The organism is Bradyrhizobium sp. 147, assembly GCF_023073935.1.
GTDB lineage: Bacteria > Pseudomonadota > Alphaproteobacteria > Rhizobiales > Xanthobacteraceae > Bradyrhizobium.
Genome location: NZ_JADPKL010000024.1, coordinates 153,922 through 169,380, shown reverse-complemented (window position 1 = coordinate 169,380; position 15,459 = coordinate 153,922). Strand labels below are relative to the sequence as shown.

Annotated in this window: 16 protein-coding genes; 2 read left to right on the top strand and 14 right to left on the bottom strand. The window is 64.9% G+C overall.

Translation table 11 applies throughout. The features are described from left to right. The first annotated feature begins 64 nt into the window (after positions 1 to 64). Entirely contained in the window at positions 65 to 385 is a 321-nt protein-coding gene (locus IVA87_RS06360) for a DUF6496 domain-containing protein (RefSeq protein WP_247303296.1), read from the top strand. A 6-nt stretch (positions 386 to 391) separates the two neighbouring features. On the opposite strand, the gene IVA87_RS06355 is transcribed toward IVA87_RS06360, so the two are convergent. The 11 genes from IVA87_RS06355 to IVA87_RS06305 all read right to left on the bottom strand — a co-directional run bounded on the left by IVA87_RS06355 (position 392) and on the right by IVA87_RS06305 (position 11,994). Next, positions 392 to 754 (bottom strand): hypothetical protein, encoded by a 363-nt coding sequence (locus IVA87_RS06355; RefSeq protein ID WP_247303298.1) that lies wholly within the window; start codon positions 752 to 754, stop codon positions 392 to 394. Positions 755 to 1,029: 275 nt separating this feature from the next. Next, complete coding sequence (locus IVA87_RS06350) at positions 1,030 to 2,571, bottom strand: Do family serine endopeptidase (RefSeq protein WP_247333028.1); 1,542 nt, start codon at positions 2,569 to 2,571, stop codon at positions 1,030 to 1,032. A gap of 257 nt (positions 2,572 to 2,828) precedes the next feature. After that, complete coding sequence (locus IVA87_RS06345; protein ID WP_247303301.1) at positions 2,829 to 3,041, bottom strand: hypothetical protein; 213 nt, start codon at positions 3,039 to 3,041, stop codon at positions 2,829 to 2,831. Between the two features lie 212 nt (positions 3,042 to 3,253). Next, positions 3,254 to 3,991, bottom strand: a complete 738-nt coding sequence (rpe, locus tag IVA87_RS06340) for a ribulose-phosphate 3-epimerase (RefSeq protein WP_247303303.1) — start codon at positions 3,989 to 3,991, stop codon at positions 3,254 to 3,256. Further along, positions 3,988 to 4,917: a CbbX protein gene (gene cbbX, locus IVA87_RS06335; protein ID WP_247303305.1), complete on the bottom strand. Its 930-nt coding sequence runs from the start codon at positions 4,915 to 4,917 to the stop codon at positions 3,988 to 3,990. Before cbbX ends, rpe begins: the two co-directional genes overlap by 4 nt. Positions 4,918 to 5,015: 98 nt before the next feature. Further along, entirely contained in the window at positions 5,016 to 5,423 is a 408-nt protein-coding gene (locus IVA87_RS06330) for a ribulose bisphosphate carboxylase small subunit (RefSeq protein WP_247303307.1), read from the bottom strand. A gap of 10 nt (positions 5,424 to 5,433) precedes the next feature. Next, positions 5,434 to 6,894: a form I ribulose bisphosphate carboxylase large subunit gene (locus IVA87_RS06325; protein WP_247303309.1), complete on the bottom strand. Its 1,461-nt coding sequence runs from the start codon at positions 6,892 to 6,894 to the stop codon at positions 5,434 to 5,436. Between the two features lie 31 nt (positions 6,895 to 6,925). Next, positions 6,926 to 8,011: a class II fructose-bisphosphate aldolase gene (fba, locus tag IVA87_RS06320; RefSeq protein ID WP_247303312.1), complete on the bottom strand. Its 1,086-nt coding sequence runs from the start codon at positions 8,009 to 8,011 to the stop codon at positions 6,926 to 6,928. Positions 8,012 to 8,023: 12 nt separating this feature from the next. Continuing rightward, entirely contained in the window at positions 8,024 to 10,042 is a 2,019-nt protein-coding gene (gene tkt, locus IVA87_RS06315; protein ID WP_247333027.1) for a transketolase, read from the bottom strand. Positions 10,043 to 10,068: 26 nt separating this feature from the next. Next, the gene (locus IVA87_RS06310) at positions 10,069 to 10,944 is read right to left on the bottom strand and encodes a phosphoribulokinase (RefSeq protein WP_247303316.1); all 876 of its coding nucleotides are present in this window, start codon (positions 10,942 to 10,944) and stop codon (positions 10,069 to 10,071) included. Positions 10,945 to 10,956: 12 nt separating this feature from the next. Beyond that, the gene (locus IVA87_RS06305) at positions 10,957 to 11,994 is read right to left on the bottom strand and encodes a class 1 fructose-bisphosphatase (protein ID WP_247303318.1); all 1,038 of its coding nucleotides are present in this window, start codon (positions 11,992 to 11,994) and stop codon (positions 10,957 to 10,959) included. A gap of 118 nt (positions 11,995 to 12,112) precedes the next feature. Here IVA87_RS06305 and IVA87_RS06300 point away from each other — a divergent pair, with 118 nt between their 5' ends. Continuing rightward, positions 12,113 to 13,090 (top strand): LysR family transcriptional regulator, encoded by a 978-nt coding sequence (locus tag IVA87_RS06300; protein ID WP_247333026.1) that lies wholly within the window; start codon positions 12,113 to 12,115, stop codon positions 13,088 to 13,090. A gap of 257 nt (positions 13,091 to 13,347) precedes the next feature. Here the strand turns inward: IVA87_RS06300 and IVA87_RS06295 are convergent, their stop codons facing one another. The 3 genes from IVA87_RS06295 to IVA87_RS06285 form a co-directional block, all read right to left on the bottom strand. Further along, the gene (locus IVA87_RS06295; RefSeq protein ID WP_247303322.1) at positions 13,348 to 13,557 is read right to left on the bottom strand and encodes a hypothetical protein; all 210 of its coding nucleotides are present in this window, start codon (positions 13,555 to 13,557) and stop codon (positions 13,348 to 13,350) included. A gap of 138 nt (positions 13,558 to 13,695) precedes the next feature. Continuing rightward, complete coding sequence (locus IVA87_RS06290) at positions 13,696 to 14,115, bottom strand: DUF4118 domain-containing protein (protein WP_247303323.1); 420 nt, start codon at positions 14,113 to 14,115, stop codon at positions 13,696 to 13,698. A gap of 138 nt (positions 14,116 to 14,253) precedes the next feature. Then, entirely contained in the window at positions 14,254 to 15,447 is a 1,194-nt protein-coding gene (locus IVA87_RS06285; RefSeq protein WP_247333025.1) for an MFS transporter, read from the bottom strand. Positions 15,448 to 15,459 lie beyond the last annotated feature (12 nt).

Below are 15,459 nucleotides of genomic sequence, written 5' to 3'. Positions count from 1 at the left end.
CAGGCGTGCTGTTCGGAACCATGCCGGTGTCCGACGGTTCTTCCTCGGCCAAGGGAGAAAAGGCATGGCACGTAAGGCAAAGAAGCGCCGCTACTCGCGCAGCTCCGGCAGCGATGTCGAAAGCGAGATGCGGCGTTACAAGAAAGGTACCGCGAAGAGCGGACGTGGCGGTCGCGGCGGACGCGTGAAGAGCCGCAAGCAAGCGATTGCGATCGGACTGTCGAAGGCACGCAAGAAGGGCAAGAAAGTCCCGAAGAAGGCCTCCAAGCGGAAGACGTCCAAGAAGAAGACGTCCAAGAAATCTGCCAAGAAATCTTCCAAGAAATCTTCCAAGAAATCTTCCCGGGCATCGTCAAAGCGCAAATCCACCAAGCGGTCGCGCTGACCTCGGTCAGATCATGCTGCCCGGCATGAAGCAGCGGATCGAAATCCCGAACGCAGTCTTCACCGGCCACACCATGGTGCGGCCGGCGCGGTTCGGCTCGGTGATGACGGCTTCATCCGGCACCTCGACCCATTGCCCGTCCAGCCGAACACGGTAATGCCCGTTGTGCGATTCCCAATCGGGATCGGAGACGGCAAAGCCGTCCGCATCCGAGCAGCACGGACCGAGGTGGCTGCGCAGGCTGTCGAACCATGGCTTCAGGGGCGAGTTCGCATAGCGGCCATCGTCGCGCCCGAGCGCGTTTCCTGCCGGCAGGATGAACCACGCGACGAGCAGCGTACTTATCAGCGAGAGCTTCAATCGATCCATGTCGGCACCGATCAAATGCGAACCACCGGCCAGTTCCACAAAGCGGTCGGGGGGTTCGAAGTTCCACGCTCGCAAACCCGATTCACGGCTTCATTGCCGCCGAGCAGATGCGCGGCCAGAAAGTCTGATGGCCGAACACGGCTTTTTCGGACGAACCGGGTCACCCACCCTGCCGTTAACGAGAATGTTATCGGTGGCCCGTGGGGGGTCTTGGATACGAATGCGAAAGGCGGCCGGAAGGCCGCCTTTTTGGATTGAAGCGATCCAAGCTCGCCTTACGCCAGTGGCACCGCGACGAATCGGGTGGCATCCGCGCTTCTGACCTGCAACAGCACGCTGCGCTTGCCGGACGATTTGGCCTGCGCCAGCTCCGAACGGACTTCGGCGACATTGCTGACAGCCTTGCCACCGACATTGAGGATGACGTCTCCGGTCTGGATGCCGCGCTGCGCCGCCGGTCCTTCCGGATCAACCTCCGTGACGACGACACCCTCCCGGCCGGCGCCCTGCACATCGCCGGCGGGAGCCAGACCAAGCCCAAGGCGCGGCGTGCCGGCGCCCGGCGGCACCTTGCCGTCATAGGCCTTGCCCTGCGCCTGCCGTTCGTTCGGCAGCTCGCCGAGCGCCAGCGTCACAGTCTTGCTTTCGCCCTTGTGGAAGACGTCGAGCTTGACTGAGCTGCCGGGCGCCAGGGTGGCGATGGTGCGGGCGAGATCGCGGGAATCCTTGACCGCCGTGCCGTTGACCGCGGTGATAACGTCGCCCGCCTCAATGCCGGCCTTCGCCGCCGGGCTGGCGGGTTGCGGATTGTCGACGATCGCCCCGCGCGCCTCCTTGAGGCCAAGGCTGTCGGCAATATCCGGCGTCACCGGCTGCACCTGCACGCCGAGCCAGCCGCGGGTGACTGCGCCCTTGTCCTTCAATTGCGCCACCACGAGCTTTGCGGTCGTGGCCGGAATATCGAAGCCGATACCGACCGAGCCGCCTGAGGGCGAGAAGATCGCGGTGTTCACGCCGATCACGTTGCCGCTCATATCGAAAGCCGGACCACCCGAATTGCCCTTGTTGATCGGCGCGTCGATCTGGATGAAGTCGTCATAGGGACCATTGCCGATGTCGCGGCCGCTGGCCGAGACGATACCCGCGGTGACGGTGCCGCCGAGGCCGAATGGATTGCCGACCGCAACGACCCAATCGCCGATGCGCGGCTTCTGGTCGGAGAATTTGACGAACGGAAAATCTTTCTTGCCCTCGACCTTGATCAGCGCGAGATCGGTCTTCGGATCTGTGCCGACGACCTTCGCGGTATAGGTCGTGCCGTCGTCCATGGTCACCTGCACGGACTCGGCGTGATCGACGACATGGTTGTTAGTTACGGCATAACCGTCGGCGGAGATGAAGAAGCCGGAGCCTTCGCCCGTGATCATTTGGCGGCGCTGACGCGGCATGCCGTTCATGCCACCCGGAAAGCGGAAACCGAACTGCCGCGAGAACTGGTCGAGCGGCGAGTCTTCGTCCGAATCCATCCGGTTCTGTTGCAGCATCGCGCCCTTGTCGTTGCTCTGGTCAATTCTGACCCGCACCGAGATGACGGCGGGTTTGACCTTGGCCACGAGATCGCCGAAGCCCGGCGGGGTCGCAGCCGTTTCGGCGGCCTGCGCCGGCGCGGCGAAGGAGGTTATCCCGAACGGCAAAGCGCCGGGAGCAGCCGCCAGCACGGCCGCGCCAAGCGCGGCCACGGTGCCGAGCAGCGCGAGCCTGCGCGTTCTCAGGATCTTGCGGGAGGTGGTGATGTCGGAATTGACGCGATCGTTCATGTCGAGATGTCCATGTTGAGCAGCTGTCGCCTTGCGCCCAACATGGTCGTTGCCACCTTACGGCGTCCCGTCCACGCGATTAAATCTTGGCAAAGATTTGGGGACCGGCCAGCGCGGCGAGACGATCAACGAAGACGATGCGGTCTGCGCGAAGCTTCAGCGCCCGATCTGGCAAGACATGTCGGCCGGGCTCTCGATCCGCACGGTCGGCCTGTCGGTCGCCCGCGCCGACATTGAGCCGAGCCGGCCCGCCACCGTCACGCCGCGGCAGGTGACTTCCAGGCCACGGCTTCCGGGGCGTCCTCGCCGCCTTGTGCATTGCACGCGTCGAAATGCGCCTTGAGCTCGACTTCCGCGAGATATTCGAAATGTTCGGCTTGGCCGAGAAGCTCCCAGTTCTGGAGCGGCCTATAGGCTGCCTGCTGACGACAGAGGGACGCGAGCGCCCGGTAGCGACGTACGTTCTCCATGAGACCCTCCCTCGCATTCCCAGGGCTTATTGCCCCGATTTGCGTCAGGCCGATGGCGGTCATGCAAAAGTTTTGCTGCGCCCGCCGCGCGCCAGCCTCGGTTAGTTCTAGCAAATGCGGATGGGAGCCAAAGTTCCAGTCGGCGCGGATTCGCACGCTGAATTCTCGCCGCCCGCCAAGGCAGGCGTAGAGGCGGCGATCGATGACGTAGTCTACCGGACAGGGCCTCCATCGCTTACGCGCATCCGCTGCGCAGACCTGTCTTGCGGCTTTGGAAGCAAGCTGGCGTCGGCGGCGGCGCGAATGGCCGCAATATTGGCCGCGTATTCCGCGGCGCCTTTGCCGCGAAACACCGCGGAACCCGCCACGAGCGTATCGGCGCCCGCGGCAGCCACGGCAGCAGCATTGTCGCGCGTGATACCGCCGTCGACCTCGAGCCGGATCGGCCGGTTGCCAATCATGGTCTTGATCCGTGCGATCTTCGCCAACTGGGAGTCGAGGAAGGACTGGCCGCCGAAGCCGGGATTGACCGTCATCACCAGCACGAGGTCGAGATGATCGAGCACATATTCGATGACACTCTCCGCCGTCGCCGGACACAGACTCACGCCGGCTTTCCTGCCGAGCGCGCGGATCGCCTGAAGCGAACGATCCAGATGCGGGCCGGCTTCTGCGTGCACCGTAATGACGTCCGCACCGGCCTTCGCGAACGCCTCGAGATAAGGATCAACAGGCGCGATCATGAGATGCACGTCGAAGACCTTCTTCGTCAGCGGCCGGATCGCCTTGATGACGTCGGGGCCAAAGCTGATGTTGGGCACGAAGTGTCCGTCCATAACGTCGCAATGGATCCAGTCGGCCCCGGCCGCATCGATCGCCGCGATCTCCTCGCCGAGACGCGCGAAATCCGCCGCCAGAATTGAAGGAGCAATGATCACCTCTCTCGTCATGACCTTGCACTCCGCGCGTCGGCGCCGCCGCTGAAGACGCGGCTCGCCAGGACGTCGATGGGATCGATGGTTTCGAGGTCGGCGATGTCGAGCATGCGGTCGAGATCGGACACCAGACGATCGGCCTGCCGCAGGCGGATACGGTCAACGGCGTTGCGGATCGACCGCGCGTTGGAGAAGAACGGCTGGGTCCGGCGCAGCGCGATGTATTTTTCGAACGCCTCGCGCGCGGCCGCCGAGAAGCGATAACCGCGTTCCTTCAGCATCAGCTCGGCGATGACGAGCAGCTCGGCTTCAGCATAGTCTGGAAATTCGATATGGTGCGCGATGCGCGAGCGGAAGCCGGGATTGGAGGCGAAGAAGCTCGTCATCCGCTCGCCATAGCCGGCGAGGATCACGACCAGGTCTTCGCGCTGGTTCTCCATCACCTGGAGCAGGATCTCGATCGCCTCCTGGCCGTAGTCGCGCTCGTTGTCGGGCCGGTGCAGATAATAGGCCTCGTCGATGAACAGCACGCCGCCCATCGCCTTCTTCAATATTTCCTTGGTCTTCGGAGCGGTGTGGCCGATATACTGGCCGACGAGATCGTCGCGCGTGACCGAGATCACCTGCCCGCGCCGCACGAAGCCGAGGCCATGCAGGATCTTGGCCATGCGCAGCGCTACCGTGGTCTTGCCGGTGCCGGGATTGCCTGTAAACGACATGTGCAGCGTCGGCGGCGCGGAGGCCAATCCCGCCCGCTGCCTGATACGTTCGATCAACAGCAGCGAGGCGATCTGGCGCACGCGGTTCTTCACAGGCTTCAATCCGACCAGCTCCTGCTCGAGCTGTTGCAGCGTGTCGGTGATCCCGGCCGCTTCAGCTTCCTTCCGGAGATCGAAGTTGGTCTCGCTCTGTCCGGTTGTTGCGTGGGGAATATCCAGCATCGGCACCTCGAAGAAAAGAGCTTCGCCGCAAGGAAGCGGCGAAGCAGTGGTCCGCCAAGGAAACGGAGCAGGGAGTGCTCCGCGCGGAGAGGAATTGCTTACACGGACGCCTGAGCGGCCGGCTTTCGTACCGTGGTGTAGCGGATCGCGCGGCCGCCGACCTCGTGCCGCACCAGCTCGAACTCCGCCTCCTGCGGTGGCCGGTTGACGAGGAAGGAGATGCGTACCGATTCCCAGCCATGGCTGGAATCGAAACCGCTGATGCGGATGTAGCGGTCGCCGTACACCCTGCGGCACTCGGCGAGCTCCATCATCACGCCCGCGGCGTCCTGGAGATCGAACATCGGCAGGCCCCACATCTCCCAATAGGTGTTGCGGGGATGCGGATCGTCGGTGAACTCGATGTTCACCGCCCAGCCATTGGCGAGGCAGTACTGCACCTGGCTGTAGATCTGGTCGTCGGTCAGATCGGGCAGGTATGAGAAGCAGCCCTGGGTCAGTTTCATGTGAATCTCCTCAAACGGTTTCCAGCGCCGTCGGCACGAAGTCCGGCGTGTCGGTGGATTGATAGTTGAAGGTGACGTCCTTCCAGACTTCGAGCGCGGCCTTCAGTGGCGTGCAGGTCTCGGCCGCCTTGGCGAGGATCTCCGGCCCTTCGTGGATATAGTCGCGGCCCTCGTTGCGGGCGAGGATCATCGCTTCCAGCGCCACGCGATTGGCGGTCGCGCCGGCTGCAATGCCCATGGGATGGCCGATGGTGCCGCCGCCGAATTGCAGCACGACGTCCTCGCCCAAGAGGTCGAGCAACTGGTGCATCTGCCCGGCATGGATGCCGCCGGAGGCCACCGGCATCATCTTGTTCAGGCTCGCCCAGGATTGGTCGAAGAACAGCCCGTGCTCGAGCTTGGTTGGATTGAAGTCCTCGCGGCAGACGTCGTAGTAGCCGCGCGTTGTGTGGGGGTCGCCTTCGAGCTTGCCAACCACCGTACCGGCATGAATGTGGTCGACGCCGGCAAGCCGCATCCATTTGGCGATGACGCGGAACGACACGCCGTGGCTCTTCTGCCGCGTATAGGTCGAGTGGCCGGCGCGATGCAGATGCAGGATCATGTCGTTGCGCCGCGCCCACTTGGCCATCGACTGAATCGCGGTGTAGCCGATCACGAGGTCGATCATGACGATGCACGACCCGAGCTCTTTGGCGAACTCGGCGCGCTCGTACATGTCCTCCATCGTGCCTGCGGTGACGTTCAGGTAGGTGCCCTTGACCTCGCCGGAGGCCGCCTGCGCACGGTTCACCGCCTCCATGCAGTAGAGGAAACGGTCGCGCCAGTGCATGAAAGGCTGCGAGTTGATGTTCTCGTCGTCCTTGGTGAAGTCGAGCCCGCCCTTCAGCGCCTCGTAGACCACGCGGCCGTAATTGCGGCCCGAAAGCCCGAGCTTCGGCTTCACGGTCGCGCCCAGCAGCGGCCGGCCGAACTTGTCGAGCCGCTCGCGCTCGACCACGATGCCGGTCGCCGGTCCCTGGAACGTCTTCACATAAGCGACCGGGAAGCGCATGTCCTCCAGCCGCAGCGCCTTCAGCGGCTTGAAGCCGAACACGTTGCCGATGATCGAGGCCGAGAGGTTGGCGATCGAGCCCGGCTCGAACAGATCGAGGTCATAGGCGATGTAGGCGAAGTAGGAGCCGGGCGAGCCCGGGACCGGATCGACGCGATAGCATTTCGCGCGATATTTCTCCGCGGCTGTCAACCGATCGGTCCACACCACGGTCCAGGTCGCGGTCGAGGATTCACCGGCGACCGCAGCCGACGCCTCGATCGGGTCGACGCCCTCCTGCGGCGTCACGCGAAACAGCGCGATGACGTCGGTGTCCTTTGGCGTGTAGTCGGGCTCCCAATAGCCCATGCGCTTATATTCCATCACGCCCGAGCGATATCTTTCCTTGCCGCGGACGGTTCCTGCGTGTGCATTCATGACTCTCTCCTGCTCTTCTCTCTCTGAACGACTAGGCTGCGACCGGTTCGCGGGCGTCGATGCGCGGATCAAGTTCGCCGGCGCGATAGCGCCGCGCCATCTCGCTCATCGGAACCACCTTGATCTTGCTCGCGTGGCCAGCCGTGCCGAACTGCTCGAAGCGCTCGCGGCAAAGCTCGCGCATCGCATCCATCGCCGGCTTGAGAAACTTTCGTGGGTCGAATTCGGAGCGCGCCTGCGCGGCGACCTTGCGGAACACCGCGGTCATTGCGAGACGGCAGTCGGTATCGATATTGACCTTGCGCACGCCGCTTCCGATGCCGCGTACGATCTCCTCGACCGGCACGCCCCAGGTCTGCGGCATCTCGCCGCCGAACTGATTGAACATGTCCTGCAGCGGCTGCGGCACCGACGATGAGCCGTGCATGACGAGATGCGTGTTCGGCAACCGGCGATGGATCTCCTCGACTACCCGCATCGCCAGGATGTCACCATCTGGCTTGCGGCTGAACTTGTAGGCGCCGTGCGAGGTGCCCATCGCGATCGCCAGGGCATCGACCTTCGTCGCGCGGACAAAGTCGACGGCTTGGTCCGGATCGGTCAGCAACTGGTCGTGGCCGACCTTGCCCTCGACGCCGTGGCCGTCCTCCTGCTCGCCGCCGCCATGCTCGAGCGAGCCGAGCACGCCGAGCTCACCTTCGACGGAGGCGCCGACCCAGTGGGCGAGATCGACGACGCGGCGGGTGATCGCGACGTTGTATTCGTACTCGGCCGCAGTCTTTGCGTCGGCTTTCAGCGAGCCGTCCATCATCACCGAAGTGAAGCCGTGGGCGATCGCGGAGGCGCAGGTCGCTTCGTCATTGCCGTGGTCCTGGTGCATGCAGAGCGGGATGTCCGGATAGGTCCGCTCCAGCGCGTCGATCATGTGCGAGAGCATGAAATCGCCGGCATAGCTGCGCGCACCGCGCGAGGCCTGGATGATGACCGGTGCGTCGACCTCTGCCGCCGCCTGCATGATCGCGATGCCCTGCTCCATGTTGTTGATGTTGAACGCCGGCACCGCGTAGCCGTGGCTGGCGGCGTGATCGAGCAGTTGTCGAAGGGTGATACGAGCCACGATTAATCCTCCTTATTGTCGCTTGCGAGCGATCGCCCGTCGGGCGGCTTCCGCAATGCTTTGCGGTGTGATGCCGAACTCGCTGTACAGTACGGGCGCCGGCGCCGAGGCGCCGAAGCCGCGCATGCCGACGAACTCGCCCTCGGTGCCGATCCAGCGCGGCCAGTCGCCCGCTACGGCCGCCTCGATCCCGACGCGCGGCGCAGTGCCGAGCACGGTGGCTCGGTAATCGTCCGGTTGTTGCTCGAACAGCGCGAAGCAGGGTGCGGACACGACGGCGGCACGGATGTGCTCGGTCGCGAGCAGGCGCGCCGCCTCCAGCGCGATCGACACTTCCGAGCCGGTTGCGATCAACGTCACATCGCGGCCGCCGTCAGGCGAGACGACGAGATAGGCGCCGCGCGCGACGCGGTTTCTGCCGCGAGCATCGCTGCGGAAGGTCGGCAAGGCCTGACGCGACAGGCACAACACGGACGGACGGCTCTCGGAATTGAGTGCGCAGTCCCAGGCCTCCAGCGTCTCCACCGCGTCGGCGGGACGGAACACCAGAAGGTTCGGAATCACCCGCAGCGCGGCGAGATGCTCGACCGGCTGGTGCGTCGGGCCGTCCTCGCCGAGGCCGATGGAGTCGTGGGTCATCACATGGATGACGCGCAGCCGCATCATGGCCGCAAGACGAATCGCCGGCCGGCTGTAGTCGGAGAAGGCGAGGAAGGTACCGCCATAGGGGATGAAGCCGCCATGCAGCGCGAGGCCATTCATCGCGGCGGCCATGCCGTGCTCGCGAATGCCGTAATGGATGTAATCGCCGGCGAACGTCCCACGCGTGACGGGAGCCTGCACCTTGGCGTGCGTCAGGTTCGAATGCGTCAGGTCGGCCGAGCCGCCGACGAAACCGGGAATCGTCCCGGCGACACCGTCGAGCACCTGTTGCGAGGCCTGTCGCGTCGCGATCTTCGGGCGCTCGCTGGCGAAGCGCTCGCGCAACTTCGCCGCCGCCAGCGCATAGGCGCCCGGCAAGGCGACGGCCTTGCCCTCGATGAACAGGTCGCGCTGCTCTGGCGTCGCACGTTCATAACGATCGAGCCAGGCGAGACGATCCACCTGCCCGCGCTGTCCGATCATCCGCCACGCCTTCAGGATCGGAAGTGGCACCACGAAGGGCTGATAATCCCAGCCCAGCATCCGGCGCGCAGCGGCCGTCTGCTCGGCTCCGAGCGGCGCACCATGCGCCTTCTCAGTGCCCTGGCGGTCCGGCGCGCCATAGCCGATGATGGTGCGGCAGGCGATCAGCGATGGTTTTGTCGTCTCACGCTCTTGCGCAATCGCCTGCGCAACGGCCTCGGGATCGTGGCCGTCAACGCGGCGCACCGACCAGCCGGAGGCGGCGAAGCGCGCAAGCTGGTCGTCGGAGATTGCCAGCGAGGTCGGCCCGTCGATGGAGATTCCGTTGTCGTCAAACAGCACGATCAGGCGGCCGAGCTGGAGATGGCCGGCCAGCGAAATCGCCTCCTGGCTGATACCCTCCATCAGGCAGCCGTCGCCGGCGATCACATAGGTGAAGTGATCGACGAGGCCATCGCCATGCCGCGCATTGGCCATGCGCTCGGCGAGCGCCATGCCGACAGCCGTCGCGATCCCCTGCCCGAGCGGTCCAGTCGTGGTCTCGACCCCCGGCGTGTGGCCGTATTCGGGGTGACCCGGTGTCTTCGAGCCCCATTGCCGGAACGCCTTGATGTCATCGAGGCTGACATCACCGCCGGTCAAATGCAGCAGCGCGTAGAGCAGCATCGAGCCGTGCCCGGCCGACAGCACGAAGCGGTCGCGGTCGGGCCAGTTCGGGTGCGCCGAGTCGAATTTGAGAAAGCGTGAGAACAGCACGGTCGCGACGTCGGCCATACCCATGGGCAGGCCGGGATGGCCGGACTGCGCGGTCTCGATGGCGTCGACCGCGAGGAAGCGGACGGCGTTGGCGAGATCGTTGTGCGTGACTGCCGTAAGGTCGGCTTCGGCATGAACCGAGACGTTCATCGGGCCCTCCCGTTATCGTCGTTGCTTCACTTCAGGTTTCGCTTGCGTTCGATCAGCTGCATGATCAGCGGCGTCAGGATCAGCTGCATCGCGAGATCGAGCTTCGCGCCGGGGCAGACGATCGAATTCGCGCGCGACATCCAGCTTTGCGGCAACATCGACAGCAGGTAGGGGAAGTCGATGCCCCGCGGATTCTTGAAGCGGATCACGACCATCGATTCGTCTGGCGTCGGGATCCAGCGCGCGATGAACGGATTAGAGGTGTCCACCGTCGGCACGCGCTGGAAGTTGATGTCGGTCTCGGTGAATTGCGGGCAGATGTAATGGATGTAATCGGGCATCCGCCGCAGGATGGTGTCGGTGACGGCCTCGGTCGAATAGCCGCGCGCGCTGCGATCGCGGTGCAGCTTCTGGATCCATTCGAGATTGATCACGGGCACGACGCCGATCTTGAGGTCGGCATAGCGCGCGACATTCACCTTGTCAGTAACGACGGCGCCGTGCAGGCCCTCGTAGAACAGCAGGTCCGAATTCTCGGGTAGCCGCTCCCAATCGGTGAAGGTGCCGGGAGGCGCGCCGTGCAACGCGGATTCCTCGGCATCGTGGACATAGTGACGCGTCACCGCCGTGCCGGTCTCGCCATAGTCGCGGAACGCGCGCTCCAGCTCCTCGAACAGGTTGGTCTCGGGGCTGAAATGGCTGAAATGCTTGTTGCCGCGCTCGGCCTCGTTCGCCATCTGCGCGCGCATCTCGGCGCGGTCGTAACGATGGAACGCGTCGCCCTCGATGTAGACGGCGTTGACCTTCTCGCGGAAGAATATCTGCTCGAAGGTCTTCTTGACCGAGGTGGTGCCGGCGCCGGAGGAGCCGGTGATGGAGATAATGGGATGCTTCCTGGACATGGGACGCCTCGCTCAGAGCCGGAAGAATCCGCGCCGCGCGAACAGCGGCGCGGAGACGCTGGCGACCAGCAGCGGATCGCAATGCAATTCCTCGACCCGCCGCACCTCGTTGCTCGAGCCCATCATCAGCGGCACGCGCTGGTGCAGGCTTTGCGCAGACAGCTCGAGGATGCGCTCGCGCCCGGTCGAGGCCGAGCCGCCGGCCTGCTCGATGATCATGGCCATCGGATGCGCTTCGTAGGTCAGGCGCAGGCGGCCGTCGCCATAGCCGGGGCGGGCGTCCGAGGGATAGAGGAACACACCGCCGCGGGTGAGGATGCGATAGGCTTCCGCGACCAGCGAGCCGATCCAGCGCATGTTGAAATCGTGGTTGGCGGGGCCTTCGACACCGGCGAGGCATTCGTCAATGAAAGCGCGCACTGGCGGATCCCAGTGCCGGCGATTGGACGCGTTGATCGCGAACTCGTCGCAAGCCTCGGAGATCTGCACGCCGCTGCGCGCGAGGCGGAAGCAGCCGGACTTGCGGTCGAGGGTGAAGATGTCGACGCCGTCGCCGAGCGTCAGCACCAGCGAGGTCTGTGGACCGTAGGTGACGAAGCCCGCCGCAAGCTGGGCCGAGCCGCGCTGATGGAAGGCGAGTGAGAGATCAACGGGTGCCGGCAGGATCGAGAAGATCGTGCCGACGGTCATGTTGATGTCGATGTTGGAGGAGCCGTCGAGCGGATCGATCGCGACGCAGATGCGGCCGTCACGGTCGACAATCTGGGCCTCGCGCATCTCCTCCGACGCCAGGGCAGCAAGCGGCAGCCTGCTAAGGCAGCGGCGCAGGATCGCATCGGCCTGAACGTCGAGATCGCGCTGGAGGTCGCCGTCGCTGTTGCGGCCCGTGGTCAGGCCCGAGGCGTCGGCGAGATCGCCGGAGGCGATGACATCGGCGATCTGGATCGCCGCTGCCGCGATGGCGTCGACTGCGGCCGCCACGGCGAGCGCATGCGGCGCGGTCTCAGAGTACCGCTGAAGGTGGTCGTCCAACCTGAGTTGCCCGGTCATCTGCGTCCATCCCATTGCTGGCGCCGCATCTATTTCCCTCCCCGTGGAGGTCGGTGCGGTCAGTCCCAGCACGATGAGATTGACAGGGACGGCTTAATAAGGAAAATTTCTATTCATAATGAGCTCCAAAGAATTTTCTTATAATGGCCCCGGCCACGGGGCGACCCAGCTCCGGCATCTGACGATCCGGCAGCTGCGCTCGCTTGCGGCGCTTTCGGCCAAGGGCAGCGTGACGGCGGCGTCCGGCCATCTCGGGCTGACGCAGCCCGCCGTGACCCAGCAGCTTCGGCAGCTTCAGGACCTCGCCGGCCTGCCGCTGGTGCAGCGGACCGGTGACGGCATGCTGCTGACGGAGGCCGGCAAGGAGGTGCTGGCGCTGGCCGAACGGGTCGAGGCCGCGATCATGGACTGCCAGGGCGCGCTCGACCTGCTGGCGGGGCGGACCGGCGGCACGGTGCAGCTCGGTGCGGTCTCGACCGCAAAGTACTTCGTGCCGCACGCGATCGCGGCGTTCTCCAAGCGCTATCCCAAGATCGAGATCAAGCTCACCATCGGCAATCGCGAGGAGATCCGCGAGGCCATGCACGGCTACGACCTCGATTTCGCCGTGATGGGTCGGCCACCCGCGGACGTCACTGTCGACGTCCGTCAGCTCGGGCGCAATCCGCACATCATCGTGGCGCGCAAGGGGCACTGGCTGGAGAAGGATTCGGGCCTTAACCTGACCGATCTCGTGCACGAGACCTTCCTCACCCGCGAACGGGGCTCGGGCACGCGGACGCTGATGGAAGGCATGTTCCAGAAGTCGGATCTCGAGCCGATCATCGGCATGGAGATGAGCAGCAACGAGACCATCAAACAGGCGGTGATCGCCGGGCTCGGCATCGCCTTCATCTCGGCGCACACCGTGGCGCATGAGCTCGCCGAGGGCCGGCTGATCGTGCTCGATGTCGCCGGCCTGCCGATCGTGCGGCAATGGTACGTGATCCGCCGCAGCGACAAGGTGCTGCTGCCGCCGGCGCAGGCGATGTTCGATTTTCTGGGTTCGGAGGGATCGAACTATCTGCCCGACGTGCCCGAGCTCGGCGGGCGATAAGTCGCCGAAGTTCAGCCCATCAGCTTCATCGCGATCGTCGCGGCCAGGATCACGATGATCTGGAGTAGACGCTCCGTCGTGAAGATGCGGTTGAAGGTGGTCATCGCGTGCCCCGGCCGACGTGAAGAATCTCGTTGAGCCGTTGCTAGCACAGGCGCTTGCCGAGGCAACTCCGTAATTGCACCGTGATGTCCCGTGCACGATCCGACGATCGCACCTTCGGCAAGCTGGACCGAGGCCGTGCCGATGGTTGACGATCAGGCCGCGAGCGGGGCGGCGTAGTCTGCGCGCGCCGCGAAATAGGCTTCCAGCTCCAGTAGCGCCCGCGCTTCCCAATCCCTCGCCTGCTCCAACAACGACCAGCTCTGGCCCGGGCGGAATGCAGCGGTCTGGCGGTAGAGCGATGCGATGCCGCGGTAGCGGCGCACGTTCTCCAAGATGGCGTGACCGGTTATTTGGCCATTCATGTCCGAAAACTCCCTCGTCATTCCCGCGGGAGAAATTGCGGCCAAATCTTTTTCGAAAAGTTAGCGGCGCACGGCAAGCTCGCGGATGGTTGCCGAACTGTTGCGCGCGCGCAACGCGCATGCGCGTGCACAGTCGATCTATTGCGGGTTCGTTGCCGTGCTCTCGCCCGGGCGCTTCAGCCCGCCGCGGCTGACGATCGCCATCGTCTCGCGGCAGAGATCGGCGAGGCCGATCACCAGCACGGCCAGCAGGCAGAACAGGTTGATGGAATCGGCATTCGCGCTGGTCAGCGAATTGAACTCGAAAAAGGGCGGCATGAACGCCCACCATACCAGCGGAATGGTCAGCAGTGCGGCGAGCGCCGCCGCCGGCACGCCCGCGACAAGCCCGAGCAGGAAGACGCCGGGCAGGAATGCGGCGAAATACAGTTTTGCGCCGAGCGCGACACAAATTCCCTGAAGCACCGCCGACATCGCCACGATGACAAGCCCCAGCAGAAACGCCTGCCACGACCATGGCCGTACCCGCGGTACGCCAAACAGTCCCGTACGCCTCATCAGCCTCCCCCTGCCGCCTGTTAACCAGGTCCGCTTGCGACCAAAGTACTACAGCGGCGAGCGGACCGCGAGGCGGAAATTGCGTCCTCGCGCGGTTGGTAAATGGGCCGCACCGCATAATTGCGGCCATGCCGGCGGCTACTCGCTCGCCGCATAGAGCAGGCCAGCGACGGGCAGGGCAAGGCCAATGGCCGATGCCAGGGTCCAGCCGCCCTGTGCGAAGGCGAAGGCGCCGAGCGCGGAGCCGGCAGCACCTGCGGCGAAGAACGTCGCCATGTAGAGCCCGTTGAGGCGGCTGCGGTGCTCGTGCCCGAGCGCGAAAATGGCACGGAAGCCGAGCACGACATTGCCCTGCACCCCGATATCGATGGCAATCGCGGCCACCACCAGGCAGGCGAGGTTCAGCACCGATCCGGCCGCGCCGATCTGCGTGATCAGGAATCCGGCGGCTGCGAGCAGCATCGCCACCAGCGTCGCGAGGCGACTACGGCCGCGATCGGCGAGCCGTCCTGCGATCGGGGCCGCGAACACGCCGGCAACGCCGGCGAGCGCGAACAGCGCGATGCCGCGCTGGGAGAAGCCGAACGCGCTCGCGAGCTGGAGCGGCGCCACCGTCCAGAACAGCGTAAAGCAGCCGAACAGGCTCGCCTGGTAGAGCGCGCGGCGGCGCAGCAGCGGCGTGGTGCGCACCAGCTGCGGCATCGACAGCAGCAACGCGCCATAATGCATGCGCGCGACCGGATTGCGCTGCGGCAGCGTCATCCAGAGCACGGCTGCGAGCACGATCATCAGCCCGGCCGAGCCGAAGAACACCGCGTGCCACGACAGCGCCGCCGTGACGAAGCTCGACACCGGGCGCGCCAGCATGATGCCGAGCATCAGGCCGGTCGAGACATTGCCGACGACGCGGCCGCGGATGGCCTCGGGCGCCAAATGCGCGGCATAGGGAATGATGATCTGCACCGCGACCGAGCCGAGCCCGATGAACAGCGCGGCGATCAGGAACGGCAGCGCGTGAGTGGCGAACGCCGCGGCGAGCAGGGCCGCCGCCCCAAGCGCAATGACCGAGCAGATCAGCGTGCGGTTTTCGACGAGGTCGCCGAGCGGTACGATGAAGAGAAGCCCGACACCGTAGCCGATCTGCGTCATGGTGACGATCAGCCCGCTAGCTGCATGCGACAGGCCGAGCGCAGCGCTGATCGGCGCGATCAGCGGCTGGGCGTAATAGATGTTGGCGGCGACCATGCCACAGGCCGCGGCAAGCACGAAGGTCAGGCGCTGCGACACCGCATCCGGTCCGGGCGCGGTCTCGATCGTGGCATTCATCGTCATTCGCTTAGACTC